Source organism: Caulobacter sp. GW821-FHT10C03, assembly GCF_059415485.1.
In genome coordinates, this window is record NZ_JBWKNI010000005.1 from 296,983 (window position 1) to 314,257 (window position 17,275).

Here is a 17,275-nt window from a genome sequence, read left to right on the forward strand (position 1 = left end):
CGAGGAAACACTCCCATGCAGCGCACGAAGACCCTCGTCGCCCTGGCCGCGATCCTGTCGGCCGGCGCCTCCCTGACCTTGGCCGGCCTGACCTTGGCCGGCCCGGCCCTGGCCGGCGAGCCCCTGAACGGCGGCCTGGCCCGGATCGACAAGGACGGCGACGGCAAGGTCAGCCCGGCCGAATGGACCACCGAGCGGGCCGGCCTGTTCAAGAAGCTCGACGCCGACCGCGACGGCAAGCTGACCCTGGACGAGATCACCCAGTTCTACCTGAAGGCCGCCCCGGCCGACGATCCCAAGACCCAGAAGCGCATCGACGCGGTCACCGCCGCCGACAAGGACGGGAACGGGGACGGCAAGGTCACCCTGGCCGAGATCACCGCCCTGGCCGACCGCGAGTTCAAGGGCCGCGACAAGGACGGCGACGGCTTCATCACCGGCGACGACAAGTAAGGACGCTTCCGGCGCGGACGGCCCCGACGGTCCGGACCGCGCCGACCGGCCAGGGCTCTGTCTCGACGGTCTGGGAAGTTTGGAGCGGGCGGGGGGAATCGAACCCCCGACATTCAGCTTGGGAAGCTGACGTTCTACCTCTGAACTACGCCCGCGCGCGTCAATGTTTTCAAGAGCTTACCGCCCTCGCCGCTGTTCTGAACCTGATCGGTTTACACAGCGGTCCACAGAGACCGTTCCGAAGGCGTCCCGTCTACCCGGTCTTCGTGGCGTGCTCAAGCGCAATGAGGGGCGTGGGTGTGGTCGCGGGATCCACGTAATGCTTGTGGATGGTCACCCCGGCGACCGCCATGCGCTTGCCGTCGCCAAGGCTCGCAGTGACGGATTGACCGCCTTCAGCGTTTAGGCTGACGATGATAGGTCTAATTGTCAGCGTGATTGGCGCGGCTATTAGCGCCATTGTGCTTATGATGGAGGTCGTCAGTCCCCCTCCCTGTTCGACCCCCACTCGAGGCGGTCCGCAAGGCAATTTGCAAACGACCGAACTGTGGCTAGCATTCGATGAGCAGGATTGAGATCATGCCCGATCGGTTTTGGGACCTAAACTAGCTTCACAAGTCAGTCGGTCCCCGCCAAGGTGGGCGAGATTGATCAGCGGGGCGGTCAAACCATTCAAGTGGCGAACAATATCAGGAACCTTCAAGCGTGATCGCGTTCGGAACGGCGGTCCGGTACGATGGCGAGTCCGGTGCAGGTCGCAACAGACCTCTGCGAGTTGCCGTCGAGACTGACGACGGCGCGGAGCATGAAGTCTTCCTCAAGCCGTCTGGACGCCCCGAACTGAGCGTGCAGAGTTTGGCTCACGAGGCGGTGGCAGCTTGCATCGCGGGTCGCGTTGGCCTGCCGGTGTGCCAACCGTTATTGGTGGAACTCTCCCCAGCATGGATCGCCTCGATTCCGGACGACGACGTGCGTCAGATGTTGGAGGCTAGCAATCCCATCGCTTTCGGATCAGCCGCGGCGGGGGTTGGCTGGCGACAGTGGTCGTCGGAGGACATCTTGACCGCAGCGCGCCGACAAACCGCGCTTGAAGTCTTTGCGTTCGACGCCTTCATCGAAAATCCTGACCGCAAGCCCAGCAATCCGAATCTGCTGGTGAAGGGCGATCAGTTCCGGGTCATTGACCATGAACTGGCGCTCTTTGTTCGCGGGCTCTTTCCCCCACCTAGCCCTTGGCGGGTGGGATCTCTCGACTACATCATGCAGCATGATCGACACGTTTTTGCCGCGCGGCTGCGTGGCGGGGCGCTTGACCTGGATGCGATTAAAGCGGCTTGGTCGGAGTTGTCTGACGATGATCTCGATGATTATGAAGCGTCGTTGCCTAGCCAGTGGTCAGAGGCAGGCGAAAGCGTAACGGCAGCTTTAACCCACGTTCGAGCTGTTCGTGATAGGATTGATGAATGCCTCGTGGAGATCGGGCGCGCCCTGACATGACCGACCGCCGCCCCTACACTTACGTCTTGCTGCGGTATCGGCACGACCCGCTGGCGGGCGAGTTTGCTAACGTCGGCGTGCTCGTGCATGAGGCGGCGTCAGGATTCCTCGATGCCCGAGTTCGTACGACGCTTGGACCTCGACTGAGCAAGATGTTTCCGACCTTGGACGGCGAGTCCTTCAAGAGCGCCTTGCAATCAACCCTGCGCGCGGTTCGCAAGCTGAGCGAAAAGGAAGGTGGCGATATGTTCGCCTCGCTTAGCGACGCCGCCGGTTTTGCGCGCCGTGCTATGCCTCATGACGAGACAAGCTTCGTCTGGAGCCAATTGGGCTCGGGGATCACCGAAGATCCCCAAAAAGCCTTAGACAAGCTCTATATGCGCTTCGTCACCCAGTACGACGGCAAACCAAAGGCATCGCGCGATGACGCAGCAGTTTGGCGTCCTGTTCGCGACATGCTGGTGGCGCGCAATATTGCTGACCGTCTACAGCCCAAAGTGATCCGTTCGGACGTCGATCAAGTCGAATTCGAACATGCTTGGAAGAATGGTGCTTGGCACTGCTACCAGCCACTCTCTTTCGATTTGTCCTCAAGCGATAACATTCGGGACAAAGCCGCGCGATGGGCCGGACACATGTGGGCCTTGGACCGAGCCGATGAGCCGTTCAAGCCGCACTTCGTCGTGGGCGCGCCGAGCAATCCCCATCTCCAAGTTGCCTACGAGAAAGCCCTGAGGCTCTTGGCGTTGAGTCCAGGCGCACCCGAGGTGATTGAGGAAGCTGCGGCTAAGGATCTAGTCGATAAGATCGAGGACGAGCTGCGGGCTCATGACAACATCGTCGCGCGATAAGCGACGACCTGAGCCATCCTAAAGTGATGTCCACCGATGGAGTGGGCCAGCCAGACGACGTCCCGCAACTGACGAAGGCTGAGCGAGCGGCCTGGATGCGCCAGCTCTCCAATTGGCAATCGACTAGCACGATGATTGATAAGGCCGAGGAGTTTCACGCACTTCTCGGAATTAGGCTCTGATTCAGCCCAGGGCTGTGTTCTTCCGCGAGGCCTTTGCCGCGGGCCACTTCGGGGCCGTTCGACAGTCCGACAATCTGCGCCTCACCTATCCTGCCGAACGTCCAGATTTTGAAGGATCATTTCGCCGCGACCTGGGTCATGTAAAGGGCCAAGCGCATCTAACATTGAACGAGACACCCCCACGCCCCATCGCTCAGCCACTGCCCCCTCCCCGCCCCGAAGTTGACGGCCGCCCCGCACGGGCGCAGCCTCCGTGTCAAACAGACGTTCGGGAGGAGGACGCCATGGCCGACGGCGAGGAGCATCCGCGGGCGCGGTTTCACGCCATGACCGAGGGCACGGCCGAGGACTGGGGGATCATCGCCCGGGCGGCGGGCGACTATGGGCGCGAGTTGCCCGACCGGCTGCTCGGGCACCTCAAGCTCCTACAGGGCGACTGCGGCGGCTTCGCGGTGGATCGGCTGGAGCACAGCCTGCAGACCGCCACCCGCGCCCACCTGGCCGGCGAGGACGAGGAGTACGTCGTCTGCGCCCTGCTCCACGACATCGGCGACATCCTGGGGCCGCGCAATCACGCCGACATCGCCGCGGCGATCGTCCAGCCCTTCGTGTCGGAGGCCAACCACTGGATGGTGGCCAACCACGCGATCTTCCAGGGCTACTACTTCTTCCATCACCTGGGCCTGGACCGCGACATGCGCGAGGCGTTCAGGGGCCATCCGCACTTCGAGCGGACGGCGAAGTTCTGCCACCAGTACGACCAGCCGGCCTTCGACCCGGCCTATGAGACGATGCCGCTGGAGGCGTTCGAGCCGATGCTGCGGCGGGTGATGAGCACGCCCAAGCGCTCGATCTATCTGCGCCCGGAATGAGCACCCGCCCAGGTTGCTCCGGACGCGACCGCCCCTAGACTGCGCCGGACGATCTGGCGGGGGGCGAACATGGTCGACATCCAGGGGACCGCGATCCATGGAACCGCGTGTCCGCACTGCGGAACGCACAACAACTTCCATGCCGACGCCGCCGCCATCGCCGCGCAGTGCGGACGGTGCGACCGCAGGCTGTTCGAGGGCAAGGCCTACGAGGTCGGCGGCGACGCGTTCCTCGCGCACAGCCTGGCGAGCGATCCGCCGCCGGGCAAGATACCGCTGCTGCTGGTCTGTTTCGGGGTCGGCTTCGGCGTGACCCGTATCAACGCCGACCGCTACGCCAAGCTCTACGAGCCCAACCTGCGGGTCCTGAAGATCAATGCCTTCGAGCACCACGAAGCCCTGGCCGGCTATGCGGTCAGAGCCGTGCCGACCGGCCTGCTGTTCCAGGCAGGAACCGTCGTCGCCAGGGCGCTCGGCGCGCCGATCCCCGAGGGGGACCCGTTCGCCCGCATGCTGGACGAGCATGGCGTGAAGCGGGCCGTCCCGTTGCGCGGGGCGCCGGCGGCCGAGGCCTGAGCGCGCCCTATTGAACCCGCTCGGCCTTGATCCCCAGCTTGGCCAGTTCGGCCTGGACGCTGTCGGGACCAACCAGGTGGCCGGCGCCGACGGCGACGAAGCTGACGCCCTTGCCGTCCAGCTTGGTCTTGAGCTGGCCGGCCCAGGCGGTGTTGCGGGCGACGATCAGGCTCTTGTAGAGCGGCGGATACTTGCCGCGCATCTCGGTGACGAACTCGGCTTCCAGCGCCTTCTGGTCGCCGGCGGCCCAGGCGGTGACCAGGGCGTCGAGCTTGGCCGGGCCTTCGTCGACCTCGGCGAGGGTGGATTCCAGCAGGTCGATCTCGTCCTTGGGCGAAAGGTCGGCGAAGAAGCGGATCTGCTGCTCGGGGGTCTCCAGGCTGCCCAGGGACTGGCCGGCGGCCTTGGCCTGCGCGGTCAGCACCTGCTCCACGCCCTTCTTCGGGTCGAAGCCGGCCTTCAGCATCGGGCCGAGCGCCAGGGTGACCGAGGCCATCCAGGGGCGCAGGCTGTCGAACGCGGCGGGCGGCAGGCCCATCTCGGCCGCATAGCCCTTGGCCTTGTCCCAGTCGGCGGGCGACAGCTTCTTCGACAGCGGGGTGGCGCGGTCAATGCCGTACTGGATCACCAGCGGCTGCATCACGGCGGGGTCGTCGGCGCCGGCCACCTCGGTGACCAGTTCGCTCGAGGCCTTGAGGGCCCCGTCCAGCTTCGGCGTGCGCCACTGGGTCTCCGGCCGCAGCACGTGGACCGTGCCGAAGAGGTAGATCGTCGAGTCCTTGTCCTTGATCACCCACAGGGCGGGATCGGCCAGGGACGGAGTCGCCGCCCCCAGGGCGAGGACCGAGACGAGGCCGACGACGGCGCGGCGCAGGGTCTTGATGGACGAATGAAACATGCAGCTCCCCTAGTGAAGGTCGGTCGGAAAGGAAAAAGGATCGGGTCGGCGGCTAGTCGACGAAGCCTCGCCGCCAGGCGACGAGCATGGAGATCGCCAGGTAGCCGATCATGGTGACGTTGAAGGCGTCCCACAGGGTCAGGGCCGGCAGCAGGGCCAGCTTCTCGCCCGCCGCCCACAGGAACAGCAGGCCCTGCAGCAGGATGAACGAGACGGCGGCCGTCTCGGCCATGGTCCGGCGCAGCAGTTCGTCGCTGCGCATCCACTGGCTGATGTTGCCGACGGCCTGCAGCAGGAACAGGGCGATCAGGCCGGTCATCACCGCCGAGGCCAGCAGCGGCGACAGCGGGTCGAACAGGGTCACGGCCAGCGGCGGCGCGGCCAGCATCGCGCCGGCCAGGATCAGCACCAGCCCCTGGCCGGCATAGAACCGGGCCTGGGCGGGAGTGGCGGCGCGGGCGTCGTCGCCGTTGATCCGCCGGCCCAGCGCCTTGCGGCTGCCGGCGAGGCCGGCGGTGACCAGTCCCGCGAAGACCAGGAACGCCGCCAGGATCAGGGCGAGCATGTCGCCGCCCGACGGGTCGAACCCGCCCCAATGTCCGTCGCGCCTGAGGCCCAGCAGCCAGCGCCCGCCGAAGAAGCCGACAGGCAGGCCGGCGATCATCAGGATCAGCGCCCGGCGGGCGCGGGGCGAAACTTTCGAAACTTGCGGCTCGGCGCTCATGTCAGGCCTCGTCCTGGAAGATGGCTTCGATGGGTTGGCCGAAGAGACGGGCGATCCTGAAGGCCAGCGGCAGGCTGGGATCGTACTTGCCCGTCTCCAGGGCGTTGATGGTCTGGCGCGAGACGTCGAGCCGCTGGGCCAGGTCGGCCTGGCTCCAGTCGCGTTCGGCGCGCAGCACCTTGAGGCGGTTCTTCATGTCGGCGTCAGCGGTAGCGCCAGGAGACCAGGCCGTGGGAGAGGCCGAACAGCACGGCGAACACCGGCGCGACCACCCACAGCTGGAGATGCGGCGCCAGGCCGAAGCCCTCCAGGATCCCCCAGGCCGTGGCCAGGGTCAGCACGCCGCCCAGGGCCCACAGCAGGCTCTCGACCGCCACCCGCCGCAACAGTTCGTCGGTCTCGCGATGGAGGTAGATCCCGAGGCTGACGAAGGCGCCGACCAGGGCCAGCGCCGGGGCCAGGGCGGCGGCGTAGCCCAGCGCGCCTTCGGCCAGTCCGGCCGCGTGCAGCCGGATCGCGCCGAACAACAGCAGGGCGTAGGCGGTGATGGACACCAGGAAGCCGATGAGGAAGCCGCGCAACGCCGGGCGCACCGGGTCGCCGCCGTAGAGCCGGCCCGCCGTCGTGCTGAAGGCGACGGCCGCGAGCACCATGCCCACCGCGCCGATATAGCTGGGCCATTCGCCGTCGCCGTTCAGGAGCAGGGCCATGGAGCCGCCGATCCCGCTGACGGCGATGATGGCCAGGGCGGCGGGCTTGGCTTCGGCGGGACGGTTCTTTTTCTTGAAGGCGTTCATCGTCCCGCCCCCTCAGCGCCGCACCAGCCACCAGCCGGCCCAGGCCAGCACGTAGCCCGCGATCTGCAGCATGAAGCACAGCCCCACGCCGCCGATGAAGATCGTGGACGGCGCGGCGTCGGCCAGCGAGGCGTTGAACGAGGCGGGAAACAGGGCGACGTTGGCGAACAGGACCGCGCCGGCGCCGATGCCGCTGCTTCCGCCCCAGTACCAGGCCCATTTGTGCGCCTCGCGCACCATCTCGTCGGCCGCGCGCCACCAGCGGGCGCTGAGCCACAGGGTCACGACAATCACCACGGCCATGACCCCGGCGACGGCCAGTTCCGACAGGCTGGCGGCCAGAGGCGACTTGCGGCCCAGCACCATCAGCACGCCGCCGATGATCCCGCCGAAAATGGCGACCGCGAACGTTCCGAAGACCACGCCGATCAGGCGTTTATTCGCTCTGCTGAGCCCCAACATGCCAAGCACCCCCGTCAAAATGACAAGGTACATTGACATCGCAATCCAGAGTCGTGTCAAGGACCCTGTACAAAAATCGCGTTTAAGCCGCGTTACGCTCCCCGCGCCAGTGGAGCGGCATCGGCGGGGTGACGCCCAGGGCCTTGGCCAGCCAGTGGGCCCTGGGGTCGGCGTGCAGCAGCCAGCCGTACTGCGAGAAGCGGTCGCCGTAGTCGTCCCAGCGGATCACCCGGCCCTCGGCGTCGCAACGCCAGACGGCCTTGTCGCAACCGGGGATGCGCTCGGCCCGCTCCCAGGCGGAAACGCGCTGGCTGTGGGTCGAGAACGGGCCGGAAAAGAGGCGGTTCATGACGCGATGGCTCCTGTCGACGCGTGCGGACCCGAAACCGAATCTGCGTGTAATCGCAACAACCGGACACTAGCACTTGATGACCGCCAACGTGACCGACACCACATGTAGTGCGACGCCGTGTCGCGCGACAGCTTGAGCAGGTCGCCCGACTTGCCTTTTAGGCGACTCGCGGCGGGGTAAGCGGCCGTCGGTTCGCATCCAGCCGAACGTGCATGTCGGCCCTCCCTGGCAGGTCAGCGGCGCACCAGGCCGTCAGCCGCTCGTAGTGGTCGAGGAAGCGCTCCAGGGCCGCCGGATCGAGGCCCCCTCGCCTTCCCTCGGCGGACAAACGCGCCTGCAGCTTCGCCTCCTGCTCGCGCCGCCAGGCCCGGACGGTGGCGAAGTCGGGCGCGGTCAGCACGGCCAGCCAGTCGAGCCGGTCGAAGAGGTCGCGATAGGGACCGGCCAGGGCGGCGTCGATGAAGCCGCGCCAGGCGCCGTCAGGATCTTCGTCGCGTTCCAGGGCGTTGACCAGCTCGGCCAGGGCCGCCGGACCTTGCGACCGCGCACCCAGGCACCAGCCTTCCAGCAGGACGACGTCGGCGGGACCGTCGAACGTCGGCCAGACCGCGCCCGGCGCGCGGTCGTCGGCGGCCTTGTCGAAGCGCGGCAACAGCGTCTCACCCGGTCGGGCCAGGCTGTCGAGCGTGGCGAGGCCCAGCGCCACATCGTGCGTGCCCGGCGGTCCGCGCGTCGCCAGCAGCGGATGGACCTTGGCGGCCAGCTTCAGGCGCTCGGCGCGGGTCAGGTAGAGGTCGTCCAGCGACAGGACCGCGACCTTCAGCCCCTCGTCCTCCAGCAGCCGGGCGACCACCGCCACCAGGGTGGACTTGCCCGCCCCTTGCGGCCCCGACAGGCCGGCGACGAAGCCCGGTCGGCCATGGGCGCGCGCGGCGGCGGCCAGGCGCGCGGCCAAAGGCCGGTGAAGCGCGTGGAAGGCTTCGACGAAGTCCGGACCGAGCCGCTCGTCGCGCATGAAATCGGAAAGCCAGGACGGGTCGGGCGCGCTCATGCCCCGACCATGCACCGCTTCGCGGGCTTACTGCACCCGCCGCACGCGATAGCCGCGCGCCTTCATCAGGGCCGGCAGGCCGTCGGGGCCGGCCATGTGCAGGGCCCCGACCGTGACCAGCTCGACGCCCGAGCCGGCCATCTCGCGATCGAGAACCTCGGCCCAGGCCAGGTTACGGCGCTTGAGCAGGGCTTCGTACAGCTCGGGCCGGTCGCGGCGCATGCCGGCGACCAGGATCGCGCCCAGGCGATCGACGTCGCCCTTCAGCCAGGCCTTCTGCAGATCCACGCCCCGGCGCGGCGGCGCGTTCTGCTCGGCGGCGACGTCGTCGAGATACTGCACCTCGACCGCTTCGGGCAGGTCGGCGAACAGGCGCAGCTGCTGCTCGAAACTTTCGAAGGCCAGGACCGGCTTTTCGGCGCGGACGGCCTGGCGGGTGACGGCCGCGTCGGCGCCGCTGGCCACCGAGCCGCCGGCCTGCGTCATCGGCAGCACCGACAGCATCATCGCCGCCGCCCAGGGCCGCAGGTGATCGACACGGTCGAGGCTGGCGCCGCGCTGGTCCAGCGCCGCGCGCAGGCTGGCGACGGTGCGCGGCGGCAGTTTTTCAGTGAGGGAGCGATCGACATCGACGCCGTAGCGATCGACCAGGGCCTTCACGGCGGCGGGGTCGGCGTCGACCCGGGTCTCGAACCACAGCTTGCCGGCCTGGGCGTAGGCGCGGTCGAAGGCCGGGGTGCGCCACTGGAGCTTAGGCGACAGCACGTGCATCGAACCGAACAGATAGATGCGGGAGTCGCCGTCGCTGACTTCCCACATGGCGGGGGCGGCATGGGCGACGCCAGACAGCCCCGCCACGGCCGTCATGACCGCCAGCAGGCGTCGCACGCCCTTCACCCACGCTGAAACCATCGCTTCCCCCGACAGGAATACGGTCTCAGCCTAGAGCGAAGGGGGTTAACCGCGCGAGCGGCGAGCGCCGCGGCCTAACGCCACGGCTTGAAGTGCTTCGAAAGCTTCAGCCCCTGCCGCTGATAGTGCGATCCGCCCTCGCCATAGAGGCGGGCCGGACGGGCGGTCAGGGGTTCGTAGACCAGGCGGGCGACGGTCTGGCCGTCCTCCAGCAGGAACGGGGTCTCGTGGCTGCGCACCTCGAGCACGCCCTTGGAGCCGACGGCCCCGGCCTCCTCGGTGCCAAAACCCGGATCGAAGAAGCCGGCGTAATGGACGCGGAACTCGCCGACCGACGGATCGATCGGGGTCATCTCGGCAGCTTCCATGACCGGGATCTCGACGTCGTCCTTGGACGCGAGAATGTAGAACTCGCCCGGATCGAGCAGCAGCTCGCCATGGCGGGTCTCCAGCGGCTCCCAGAAATCGCGCGGGTCGTGGCCGTCCTCGTGGTCGAGGTCGACGACGCCGGCGTGGCGGCGGCCGCGGAAGCCGACGATGCCGGTCTCGCCCGGCGTCAGGTCGACGCCGACGCTGCGGATCGCCAGCTTGGCCGGCTCGCCGCGCTTGAGGCGCAGCTGGTTCAGGCGCGTGCCGGCGCGGACCAGCACCGAGAAGGTCTGGGGCGCGATCTCGATATAGAGCGGGCCCTCGTAGCCGGCCTCGATGTCGTCGAAGGCCTTGGAGCGGTCGCTGAGCAGGCGCACGAAGACGTCGACCCGGCCGGTCGAGCTCTTGGGGTTGCCGCGCGCAGCGACATTGGCCGGCAAAGCCAGGCGCTCCTGGATCTCGGCGATGTAGACGCAGCCCTTCTCCAGCACCGCGCCCTTCGACAGGTCCAGTTCGTGCATGGCCACGTCCTTGAGGCGCTCGGGCACGCGGCGCGCGACGCCCGGCAGGAAGGAGGCCCGCACCCGCCAGCAGCGCACGCCCAGGCGCAGGTCGAGGCTGGCCGGCTGAACCTGGTCACGGTCGAACGGCGTCTGCGAGGTGATCGCCTCCTGGGCGATCAGGTCCTCGATGGTCTGGCAGGGCAGAATCCCCGCGAAATGGGCGTCGGTCATCGGCGGCACACTCCCCCAAAGCGGCGCCGCGAGGCAAGGGCGCTATGGGAGCCGCTGCGAGAATCTGGGCGCCGTCAGGCCCGCTCGAGCAGCCCGTCCAGATAGAGAGCGCCCGCCTCGGCGCCGTCCTCGACTCGAAACGCCGGCGCCAGGGCCTCGGCGGCGGCCGCATAGGCGGGGTCTTCCAGCAAGATCCGCAGAGCTTCGGTCGCGCCGCCGCCCTCGTAGCGGTCGGGCCGGAGCCTGCGCCCCACGCCCAGGCGCTTCACCCGCCTGGCGTTGTCGTGCTGGTCGCCCAGGAACGGCGTCACCAGCTGCGGCCTTCCCGACCGGAGAGCCTGAGCTGTGGTGCCGATCCCGCCGTGATGGACGATGGCCGCGGCGCGCGGGAAGACCTGGGAATGGGGGGCGTAGGCGGCCACGAACACGTTCCCTCCCCGCTCGCCCTTGAGGCGCTGCGCCTCCTCCGCCCCGGCCAGCAGCAGCGCCCGTCGTCCCAGGCCGCGCGCCGCTTGGAGGCTGGCGCGATAGAAGTCGCCCGGCGCGTGGACCGCGAAGCTGCCCAGCGAGAACACGATCGGGGCCGGACCGGCGTCGAGGAAGGCCGCCAGCGCCGGATCCAGGGCCTGCGTCCCGCCCGCCTCGCTGTCGTAGGCGGGGAAGCCCACGAGGGTCAGGCCGGCGGGATGGTCGGGCTGGACCGGCCCGAAGCGCGGCGAATAGAGGCCCAGCATCGGCGCGCCGTCGCCATGGCCGCAGTCGAACAGGGCGTCGGCGCCAGCATGGGCGACGCCGAGCGTCCGGCCCAGGCGGCGCAGAGGCTTCAGGGACGAAGCGATCCGACCACGCACGAGCGCCCGGACCAACCGGTTCCAGCCGACCGCCGCGGCCGAACGCGGCGAGAACACGTAGGGCGCCGGCCCGGTCTCGGACGGATCGATCGCCGACTGCAGGAAGATCGGCGCCAGGGCGACACGGACCAGCGGCAGGCCCAGCGCCCGGGCCGCCAGCGGCGCGCCGAAGACGATGTTGTGCGTCACGACCATGTCCGCGCTCTGGGCGGCGGCGCGAACGTCCTCATAGGTCTGCGACAGGAACGGCATCTGCAGGTCGCGCAGCAGGAAGTCGGGATCGCGCGCCATCCGCTCGAACACGTCGGCGATATCGAGGCCCAGCCGCGCCTGGATCTCCTCGGTGCTGGGCCGCAGCGGGCGAAACTCCAGCCCCTCGGCCTCGACCTTGGCCCGGTGGTCCTCGTGGGTCGCCAGCACGGGGACGTGGCCCAGGCGCCGCAGGGCCAGGGCGAGGGCCAGGAAGGGGTGCAGGTCGCCGAGCGAACCCGTGGTCGCCAGCACGATCCTTCGTCCGGCCGCCATCCCTGCCCCCTTTTTACCGCCCGCCTGGATGGGAACCGCAACGGCGCGCCAAGGCAAGGCTTGCGACGCCCGTCAGGCGACCGACACCACCCTCTCGCTCGCCTGGCGCGCTCGGACCGTGACGAAGCGGTGAAAGATCGCCTATACCCACCGCGATTGCGTCCGCCGAAGCGGCAGGCGCGGGCCTTTTCGTCATCGGGAGTATCGCGTGTCCGAAGATCCGAAGAACTGGGACGTCGCCACCAAGCTGATCCGCGGGGGTCTGGCGCGCTCGCCGTTCATGGAGACTGCCGAGGCGCTCTATCTGACGCAGGGCTTCACCTACGACAGCGCCGAGGGCGCCGATCGCCGCTTCTCGGGCGAGGACCCGGGCTTCGTCTATTCGCGGTTCAACAATCCGACCGTGAAGATGTTCGAGGACCGCCTGGCCCTGCTGGAAGGCGCCGAGGTCTGCCGCGCCACCGCCACCGGCATGGCCGCCGTCCACTCCTCGCTGATGGGCCTGGTGCGAGCCGGCGACCACGTGGTGGCCGGCAACGCCCTGTTCGGCTCGTGCCGCTGGCTGATCGCCGAGTGGCTGCCGCGCTTTGGCGTCGAGACCACCTTCGTCGACGCCACCGACATCAAGGCCTGGGAAGCGGCCATCCGCCCCAACACCAAGGCGGTGCTGATCGAGACCCCCTCGAACCCGGTGCTGGCGATCACCGACATCCGGGCGGTGTCGGAACTGGCCCACGCCGTCGGCGCCAAGGTCATCGTCGACAACGTCTTCGCCACCCCGATCTTCCAGCAGCCGCTGGAGTTGGGCGCCGACGTCGTCGTCTATTCGGCCACCAAGCACATCGACGGCCAGGGCCGGGTGCTGGGCGGGGCGATCCTGACCACCGAGGCGATCAACGAGGAATTCTACCGCGACAGCATGCGCCACACCGGCCCGTCGCTGTCGCCGTTCAACGCCTGGGTGATGCTCAAGGGTCTGGAGACCCTGGACCTGCGCGTGCGCCGCCAGACCGACAGCGCCTTCGCCCTGGCCAACACCATGGCCGAGCACAAGAAGGTGACGCAGGTGCTCTATCCCTTCCGTCCCGACCACCCCGGCCACAACGTCGCCAAGAGCCAGATGAGCGGCGGCGGCACGGTGATCGCGCTGGACCTCGGTTCGCGCGAGGCGGCCTTCAAGTTCCTGAACGCGCTGGAGATCGTCGATATCTCCAACAATCTGGGCGACGCCAAGTCGATGGCCACCCACCCGCCGACCACGACGCACCGCTCGGTGCCCGAGGAGATGCGCCCGCTGCTGGGCGTGACCGAGGGCGGCGTGCGCCTGTCGGTGGGCCTGGAAAGCCTCGACGACCTGACCCGGGACGTGATCCGTGCGCTCGACCAGGCGTGAATCCAGCCCGCCCCTGAAGCGGATCCGTCGACGCCGCGGCGCCGACACCGGCATCTACGAGGCCCGCACGCGCGACATCGTCGTGCGGGTCGCGCCCTGCTACCTGCCCGAGGAATCCTCGCCCGAGCAGGGCCTCTATCTGTGGGCCTACACCGTCGAGATCGAGAACCACGGCGTCGAGACCGTGCATCTGGTGGCGCGCTGGTGGAAGGTCACCGACGCCATGAACCGCAGCAACGAGGTCGAGGGTTCGGGCGTGGTCGGCGAGCAGCCGGAACTGCGGCCGCGCGAGGCCTTCCGCTACGTGTCCAACTGCCCGCTGCCGACGCCGTCGGGCACGATGGTCGGCCGATACCAGATGGTCACCGAGGCCGGCGAGCCGTTCACCGCCGAGATCCCCGAGTTCTCGCTGCATCTGCCGGGCGCCGCGCGCCGGGCGAACTAAACTCGCGCGCGCCCCTTCCCAGCCTGCAACTTTGAGATATTGAATCCCCCTGTCTCAGCCACAGGGGGAAGACCATGGCGACCACCTACACGATCCGCGTCGAGAACCATTCCGTAGCGCCGCAGAGCTACACGATCTTCGCCCAGCAGCCCGCTGCGACCGGGCCGGGCGTCTACACCAACGCCTGGGCCACCCTCCAGCACGTGACCAACGGCGGCTTCGACGTCGTCAACTACACGCCCGAAGACGGCGAGCCGGCGCCGCACTTCTACGTCAACGACATCGCCTATGAGGCCGGCGAGGAGATCGACCACAGCTCGGTGGCCAGCGCCCCGATCGAGGTCGATTTCACCGGCAAGAGCGAGACCACCGCCACGGTGATCCAGCAGCCCAACCGGGCCTTCCTGGTCAGCTACGAATAACCGGCCGGCCACGCCGCAACCTGCGCCGTTGCCAAGTAACGGCGTTACGCGTTTACTTCCTTTTGCGGCGTCAGACCGCGAAACACAGGGAGGTTGCGGCGTGGCCGACTACGAGCTGACCCTCATCAACCGAAGCGACGACACCCAGAACTCGACGGTCGTGGTGTTTTCCAAGGCCGCGACCAGACCGGTCAGCCTGGCGCGCACGATCCCGCCGGGCGGCTCGTCGAAGATCAGCTTCAACAACCTAGAGCCCAACGCCCAGGCCTATCTGGTGCTGGGCGAGCCGCCGCATCTGGACGCATGCGAACCGCCGGCCGGCTCGGTGCGGCTGGATCTCGACCTGACGCATGAATACGTGATCGGGCGGGCTTAGGGGGCGAAGGCCCCCTCAGTCGCTCCGCGACAGCTCCCCCAAAGGGGGAGCATCTTCTTGGTGCGGCGCTCCTAGATCCTCCCCCTCTGGGGGAGGTGGCCCGGAGGGCCGGAGGGGGCTTACGCCTCGCCGTTCGGCTCCAGGGCATAGACCCGCGAGCAGTATTCGCAGGTCACGTGGATCTTGCCGTCCGGCTCGATCATCTCGGCCTTCTCCTCGGGCGAGAAGGACTGCAGCACCACGCCGATCCGCTCTTCCGAGCAGCGGCAGAAGGCGCGCAGCGGCTTTTCCTCGATCAGGCGCACGCCGTCCTCGTTGAACAGCCGCCACAGCAGGGTGGTGGTCGGCACGGTCGGGTCGACCAGCTCGTCCTCGCCCGTGGTCTCGAACAGCGCCTGGGCGTGGTTCCAGGCCTCCTTGGTCTCGCCGCGCGTCTCGTCGCCGGCGATGGTCTGGATCAGCACGCCGCCGGCGCGCCAGGTCGGGCCTTCGCCGGTGTCCACCTGGCCGACGGCCAGGCGCACGCGGGTCGGGATCTGCTCGGACTGCATGAAATACTGCTCGGCGCACAGGGCCAGGCTCTCACCCTCGATGGCGGTGACGCCCTGGTAGCGCTCCATGTCGGGGCCCTGGTCGAGGGTCATGATGAACACGCCGCCGCCCAGCAGGGTCTTGGCGCCCGGACGCACGAAGCCTTCCGAGACGGCCGCCACCTCGGCCTCGTCGAACCGACAATAGCCGCGCAGGCCGCCGGTGGTGTCGTAGTCGACGACCACGTAGCGCACGGGGCCGTCGCCCTGGGCCTGGACGATCAGCCGGCCCTCGAACTTCAGGCTGGAGCCGACCAGGGCGGCCAGCGCGCAGGCCTCGCCCAGCAGGTTGGCCACCGGCTCGGGATAGGCGTGACGGGTCAGCACTTCGTTGACCGCCTCGCCCAGCCGCACGACGCGGCCGCGCACGGGCAGGCCTTCGATCTGGAAGGCGGAAACGAGGTCGTCGGGAACGGTGATCTGGGGGGCGGCGTCGCTCATGGGGCGGTTAGATAGGCGCTTTCCCAAAAAATGCGAGGGGGCGCCGCAAAACCCCCTCCGGCCCTCCGGGCCACCTCCCCCAGAGGGGGAGGATCTATTAGCGCCGGCTCCAGGATGCTCCCCCTCTGGGGGAGCTGTCGCGGAGCGACTGAGGGGGTCGCCGGAGGCGCTACTTCCTCGCCAGGTAATCCAGCGCCATGAACACCTCGGCCTTCACGCCGGTCTCCAGCACCGCCTCGTCGATGTCGAAATAGGGCGAGTGGTTGGCCGGGGCGCCGGCGGCGGGGAAGTCGGCCTTGCGACCGCCGAGCTGGACGAACACGGCCGGGACCTTCTGGCCGTAGAGGGAGAAGTCCTCGGCGCCGGTGACCAGGGCGGCCTGGTCGTCGACCTTGCCCGGCGAGGCCTTTTCCAGCGGACCCTTGACCCACTTCGACAGCGCCGCGTCGTTCCAGGTGACCGGATAGGGCTGGGTGAACACCGCCTCGGCCTTGGCGCCATAGCGGTCGCCGATGGCGGCCACGGCCTTCTGGGTCTTGGCGATCACCTCGGCCTTACGCTCGGGCGTGAAGGTGCGCAGGGTGCCGCTCATCACCAGGTCCTCGGGGATGATGTTGTTGCGCACGCCCATGTTGATGGTGGCGATGGTCAGCACCGTGGGCGAGGACCCAACGTCGATCTGACGGGCGGCGATCTGGTTCAAGGCCTGGATGATGTCGGCCGAGACGCTGGCCATGTCGATGCCGGCCCAGGGGCGCGCGCCGTGGGTCTGCTTGCCCTTGACCGTGATGGTGAGGCGATCGGCGCCGGCGTAGAAGCCTTCGGGGCGATAGTTCAGGGCATGGGCGTCGCCGGGGCCGATATGGACGCCGAAGATGGCGTCGACCTTGGGATTGTCGAGCGCGCCGTCGGCGATCATCAGCTTGGCGCCGCCCTCGTCGCCGGCCTGGGGACCTTCCTCGGCCGGCTGGAAGATGAAGACGACCGTGCCGGCGATGTCTGCCTTCATGCCGGCCAGCACCGTGGCCGCCCCCAGCAGCATGGCCACGTGGGTGTCGTGGCCGCAGGCGTGCATGACGGGAACGGTCTTGCCTTCCCAGGTGGCGGTGGCCTTGGAGGCGAACGGCAGGCCGGTCTTTTCCAGCACCGGCAGGGCGTCCATGTCGGCGCGCAGGGCGACGACCTTGCCGGGCTTGCCGCCCTTCAGGATCCCGACCACGCCGGTCTTGCCGACGCCCTCGCGGACCTCCAGGCCCAGGGCCTTCAGCTCCTTGGCCACCAAGGCGGCGGTGCGGACCTCCTGGTTGCCCAGTTCGGGATGCTCGTGGACGTCGCGCCGCCAGGCCACGACCTGGGGCTGGACCGCCTTCGCGGCGGCCTCGACCTTGGCGTTGGAGGGGGCCGCGAGAGCGGGGCTTGCCGCCATGATCGCCAGGGCCAGAACCGAAACCGTCGTGCGCACGCCCATACCCGACTCCTAGAGAAGACTTTGCGGGCGAGCT

At 68.4% G+C, this 17,275-nt stretch carries 21 protein-coding genes and 1 tRNA gene; 9 read left to right on the forward strand and 13 right to left on the reverse strand.

The genetic code is table 11. The features are described from left to right. Window positions 1–15 precede the first annotated feature (15 nt). Window positions 16–453, forward strand: a complete 438-nt coding sequence (locus tag AC07NG_RS09020) for an EF-hand domain-containing protein (RefSeq protein WP_494593442.1) — start codon at window positions 16–18, stop codon at window positions 451–453. 80 nt (window positions 454–533) lie between these two features. Here the strand turns inward: AC07NG_RS09020 and AC07NG_RS09025 are convergent. Further along, window positions 534–608: transfer RNA gene (locus tag AC07NG_RS09025), tRNA-Gly, on the reverse strand. A gap of 550 nt (window positions 609–1,158) precedes the next feature. Between AC07NG_RS09025 and AC07NG_RS09030 the strand changes: the two genes are divergently transcribed. The 4 genes from AC07NG_RS09030 to AC07NG_RS09045 all read left to right on the forward strand — a co-directional run bounded on the left by AC07NG_RS09030 (window position 1,159) and on the right by AC07NG_RS09045 (window position 4,431). Further along, window positions 1,159–1,950 (forward strand): HipA family kinase, encoded by a 792-nt coding sequence (locus AC07NG_RS09030; RefSeq protein ID WP_494593445.1) that lies wholly within the window; start codon window positions 1,159–1,161, stop codon window positions 1,948–1,950. After that, window positions 1,947–2,801, forward strand: coding sequence for a DUF3037 domain-containing protein (locus AC07NG_RS09035; RefSeq protein WP_494593446.1), 855 nt, complete (start codon window positions 1,947–1,949; stop codon window positions 2,799–2,801). Before AC07NG_RS09030 ends, AC07NG_RS09035 begins: the two co-directional genes overlap by 4 nt. A gap of 466 nt (window positions 2,802–3,267) precedes the next feature. Continuing rightward, the gene (locus AC07NG_RS09040) at window positions 3,268–3,855 is read left to right on the forward strand and encodes an HD domain-containing protein (protein WP_494593448.1); all 588 of its coding nucleotides are present in this window, start codon (window positions 3,268–3,270) and stop codon (window positions 3,853–3,855) included. 69 nt (window positions 3,856–3,924) lie between these two features. Beyond that, the gene (locus tag AC07NG_RS09045) at window positions 3,925–4,431 is read left to right on the forward strand and encodes a hypothetical protein (RefSeq protein ID WP_494593450.1); all 507 of its coding nucleotides are present in this window, start codon (window positions 3,925–3,927) and stop codon (window positions 4,429–4,431) included. A gap of 7 nt (window positions 4,432–4,438) precedes the next feature. Here AC07NG_RS09045 and AC07NG_RS09050 read toward each other — a convergent pair whose 3' ends face one another. The 10 genes from AC07NG_RS09050 to AC07NG_RS09095 all read right to left on the reverse strand — a co-directional run bounded on the left by AC07NG_RS09050 (window position 4,439) and on the right by AC07NG_RS09095 (window position 12,106). Further along, window positions 4,439–5,329, reverse strand: a complete 891-nt coding sequence (locus AC07NG_RS09050) for a TraB/GumN family protein (RefSeq protein ID WP_494593452.1) — start codon at window positions 5,327–5,329, stop codon at window positions 4,439–4,441. Window positions 5,330–5,381: 52 nt separating this feature from the next. Next, complete coding sequence (locus tag AC07NG_RS09055) at window positions 5,382–6,053, reverse strand: hypothetical protein (protein ID WP_494593454.1); 672 nt, start codon at window positions 6,051–6,053, stop codon at window positions 5,382–5,384. 1 nt (window position 6,054) lies between these two features. Beyond that, window positions 6,055–6,249 carry a helix-turn-helix transcriptional regulator gene (locus AC07NG_RS09060; protein ID WP_110119977.1) on the reverse strand — a complete coding sequence of 65 codons (195 nt, stop codon included), beginning with the start codon at window positions 6,247–6,249 and terminating at the stop codon, window positions 6,055–6,057. A gap of 7 nt (window positions 6,250–6,256) precedes the next feature. Further along, window positions 6,257–6,850 carry a hypothetical protein gene (locus AC07NG_RS09065; protein WP_492855969.1) on the reverse strand — a complete coding sequence of 198 codons (594 nt, stop codon included), beginning with the start codon at window positions 6,848–6,850 and terminating at the stop codon, window positions 6,257–6,259. A gap of 12 nt (window positions 6,851–6,862) precedes the next feature. Next, a complete protein-coding gene (locus AC07NG_RS09070; RefSeq protein ID WP_494593457.1) occupies window positions 6,863–7,273 on the reverse strand; it encodes a hypothetical protein in 411 nt (136 codons plus the stop codon). A gap of 121 nt (window positions 7,274–7,394) precedes the next feature. Beyond that, the gene (locus tag AC07NG_RS09075) at window positions 7,395–7,661 is read right to left on the reverse strand and encodes a hypothetical protein (protein WP_487288339.1); all 267 of its coding nucleotides are present in this window, start codon (window positions 7,659–7,661) and stop codon (window positions 7,395–7,397) included. Between the two features lie 160 nt (window positions 7,662–7,821). Continuing rightward, window positions 7,822–8,715, reverse strand: coding sequence for a kinase (locus AC07NG_RS09080; RefSeq protein WP_494593459.1), 894 nt, complete (start codon window positions 8,713–8,715; stop codon window positions 7,822–7,824). A gap of 27 nt (window positions 8,716–8,742) precedes the next feature. Further along, window positions 8,743–9,627, reverse strand: coding sequence for a TraB/GumN family protein (locus AC07NG_RS09085; RefSeq protein WP_494593460.1), 885 nt, complete (start codon window positions 9,625–9,627; stop codon window positions 8,743–8,745). Between the two features lie 74 nt (window positions 9,628–9,701). Next, window positions 9,702–10,730, reverse strand: coding sequence for a 2'-deoxycytidine 5'-triphosphate deaminase (locus AC07NG_RS09090; protein WP_110119971.1), 1,029 nt, complete (start codon window positions 10,728–10,730; stop codon window positions 9,702–9,704). Window positions 10,731–10,804: 74 nt separating this feature from the next. Next, entirely contained in the window at window positions 10,805–12,106 is a 1,302-nt protein-coding gene (locus AC07NG_RS09095; RefSeq protein WP_494593462.1) for a nucleotide disphospho-sugar-binding domain-containing protein, read from the reverse strand. A 208-nt stretch (window positions 12,107–12,314) separates the two neighbouring features. Here AC07NG_RS09095 and metZ point away from each other — a divergent pair, with 208 nt between their 5' ends. The 4 genes from metZ (at window position 12,315) to AC07NG_RS09115 (ending at window position 14,742) form a co-directional block, all read left to right on the forward strand. Continuing rightward, window positions 12,315–13,499, forward strand: coding sequence for an O-succinylhomoserine sulfhydrylase (gene metZ / locus AC07NG_RS09100; protein ID WP_492855963.1), 1,185 nt, complete (start codon window positions 12,315–12,317; stop codon window positions 13,497–13,499). Continuing rightward, a complete protein-coding gene (gene apaG, locus AC07NG_RS09105; RefSeq protein ID WP_110133203.1) occupies window positions 13,480–13,944 on the forward strand; it encodes a Co2+/Mg2+ efflux facilitator ApaG/CorD in 465 nt (154 codons plus the stop codon). Before metZ ends, apaG begins: the two co-directional genes overlap by 20 nt. Window positions 13,945–14,018: 74 nt before the next feature. Then, on the forward strand, window positions 14,019–14,366 hold the full coding sequence (locus AC07NG_RS09110; protein ID WP_494593464.1) for a hypothetical protein: 348 nt from the start codon (window positions 14,019–14,021) through the stop codon (window positions 14,364–14,366). Between the two features lie 100 nt (window positions 14,367–14,466). Beyond that, window positions 14,467–14,742, forward strand: coding sequence for a hypothetical protein (locus AC07NG_RS09115; RefSeq protein ID WP_110119967.1), 276 nt, complete (start codon window positions 14,467–14,469; stop codon window positions 14,740–14,742). Between the two features lie 119 nt (window positions 14,743–14,861). Here AC07NG_RS09115 and AC07NG_RS09120 read toward each other — a convergent pair whose 3' ends face one another. After that, window positions 14,862–15,773 carry an Hsp33 family molecular chaperone gene (locus AC07NG_RS09120; RefSeq protein ID WP_487288348.1) on the reverse strand — a complete coding sequence of 304 codons (912 nt, stop codon included), beginning with the start codon at window positions 15,771–15,773 and terminating at the stop codon, window positions 14,862–14,864. Window positions 15,774–15,942: 169 nt separating this feature from the next. After that, window positions 15,943–17,241: an amidohydrolase gene (locus tag AC07NG_RS09125; protein WP_494593466.1), complete on the reverse strand. Its 1,299-nt coding sequence runs from the start codon at window positions 17,239–17,241 to the stop codon at window positions 15,943–15,945. Window positions 17,242–17,275: the final 34 nt, after the last annotated feature.

What these genes read in the sequence shown, in the direction of transcription:
- AC07NG_RS09020 (WP_494593442.1), top strand. Translation starts at nt 16, where the DNA reads ATGCAGCGCACGAAGACCCTCGTCGCCCTGGCCGCGATCCTGTCGGCC.
- AC07NG_RS09035 (WP_494593446.1), top strand. Translation starts at nt 1,947, where the DNA reads ATGACCGACCGCCGCCCCTACACTTACGTCTTGCTGCGGTATCGGCAC.
- AC07NG_RS09040 (WP_494593448.1), top strand. Translation starts at nt 3,268, where the DNA reads ATGGCCGACGGCGAGGAGCATCCGCGGGCGCGGTTTCACGCCATGACC.
- AC07NG_RS09045 (WP_494593450.1), top strand. Translation starts at nt 3,925, where the DNA reads ATGGTCGACATCCAGGGGACCGCGATCCATGGAACCGCGTGTCCGCAC.
- AC07NG_RS09050 (WP_494593452.1), bottom strand. Translation starts at nt 5,329, where the DNA reads ATGTTTCATTCGTCCATCAAGACCCTGCGCCGCGCCGTCGTCGGCCTC.
- AC07NG_RS09055 (WP_494593454.1), bottom strand. Translation starts at nt 6,053, where the DNA reads ATGAGCGCCGAGCCGCAAGTTTCGAAAGTTTCGCCCCGCGCCCGCCGG.
- AC07NG_RS09060 (WP_110119977.1), bottom strand. Translation starts at nt 6,249, where the DNA reads ATGAAGAACCGCCTCAAGGTGCTGCGCGCCGAACGCGACTGGAGCCAG.
- AC07NG_RS09065 (WP_492855969.1), bottom strand. Translation starts at nt 6,850, where the DNA reads ATGAACGCCTTCAAGAAAAAGAACCGTCCCGCCGAAGCCAAGCCCGCC.
- AC07NG_RS09075 (WP_487288339.1), bottom strand. Translation starts at nt 7,661, where the DNA reads ATGAACCGCCTCTTTTCCGGCCCGTTCTCGACCCACAGCCAGCGCGTT.
- AC07NG_RS09080 (WP_494593459.1), bottom strand. Translation starts at nt 8,715, where the DNA reads ATGAGCGCGCCCGACCCGTCCTGGCTTTCCGATTTCATGCGCGACGAG.
- AC07NG_RS09085 (WP_494593460.1), bottom strand. Translation starts at nt 9,627, where the DNA reads ATGGTTTCAGCGTGGGTGAAGGGCGTGCGACGCCTGCTGGCGGTCATG.
- AC07NG_RS09090 (WP_110119971.1), bottom strand. Translation starts at nt 10,730, where the DNA reads ATGACCGACGCCCATTTCGCGGGGATTCTGCCCTGCCAGACCATCGAG.
- AC07NG_RS09095 (WP_494593462.1), bottom strand. Translation starts at nt 12,106, where the DNA reads ATGGCGGCCGGACGAAGGATCGTGCTGGCGACCACGGGTTCGCTCGGC.
- AC07NG_RS09110 (WP_494593464.1), top strand. Translation starts at nt 14,019, where the DNA reads ATGGCGACCACCTACACGATCCGCGTCGAGAACCATTCCGTAGCGCCG.
- AC07NG_RS09120 (WP_487288348.1), bottom strand. Translation starts at nt 15,773, where the DNA reads ATGAGCGACGCCGCCCCCCAGATCACCGTTCCCGACGACCTCGTTTCC.
- AC07NG_RS09125 (WP_494593466.1), bottom strand. Translation starts at nt 17,241, where the DNA reads ATGGGCGTGCGCACGACGGTTTCGGTTCTGGCCCTGGCGATCATGGCG.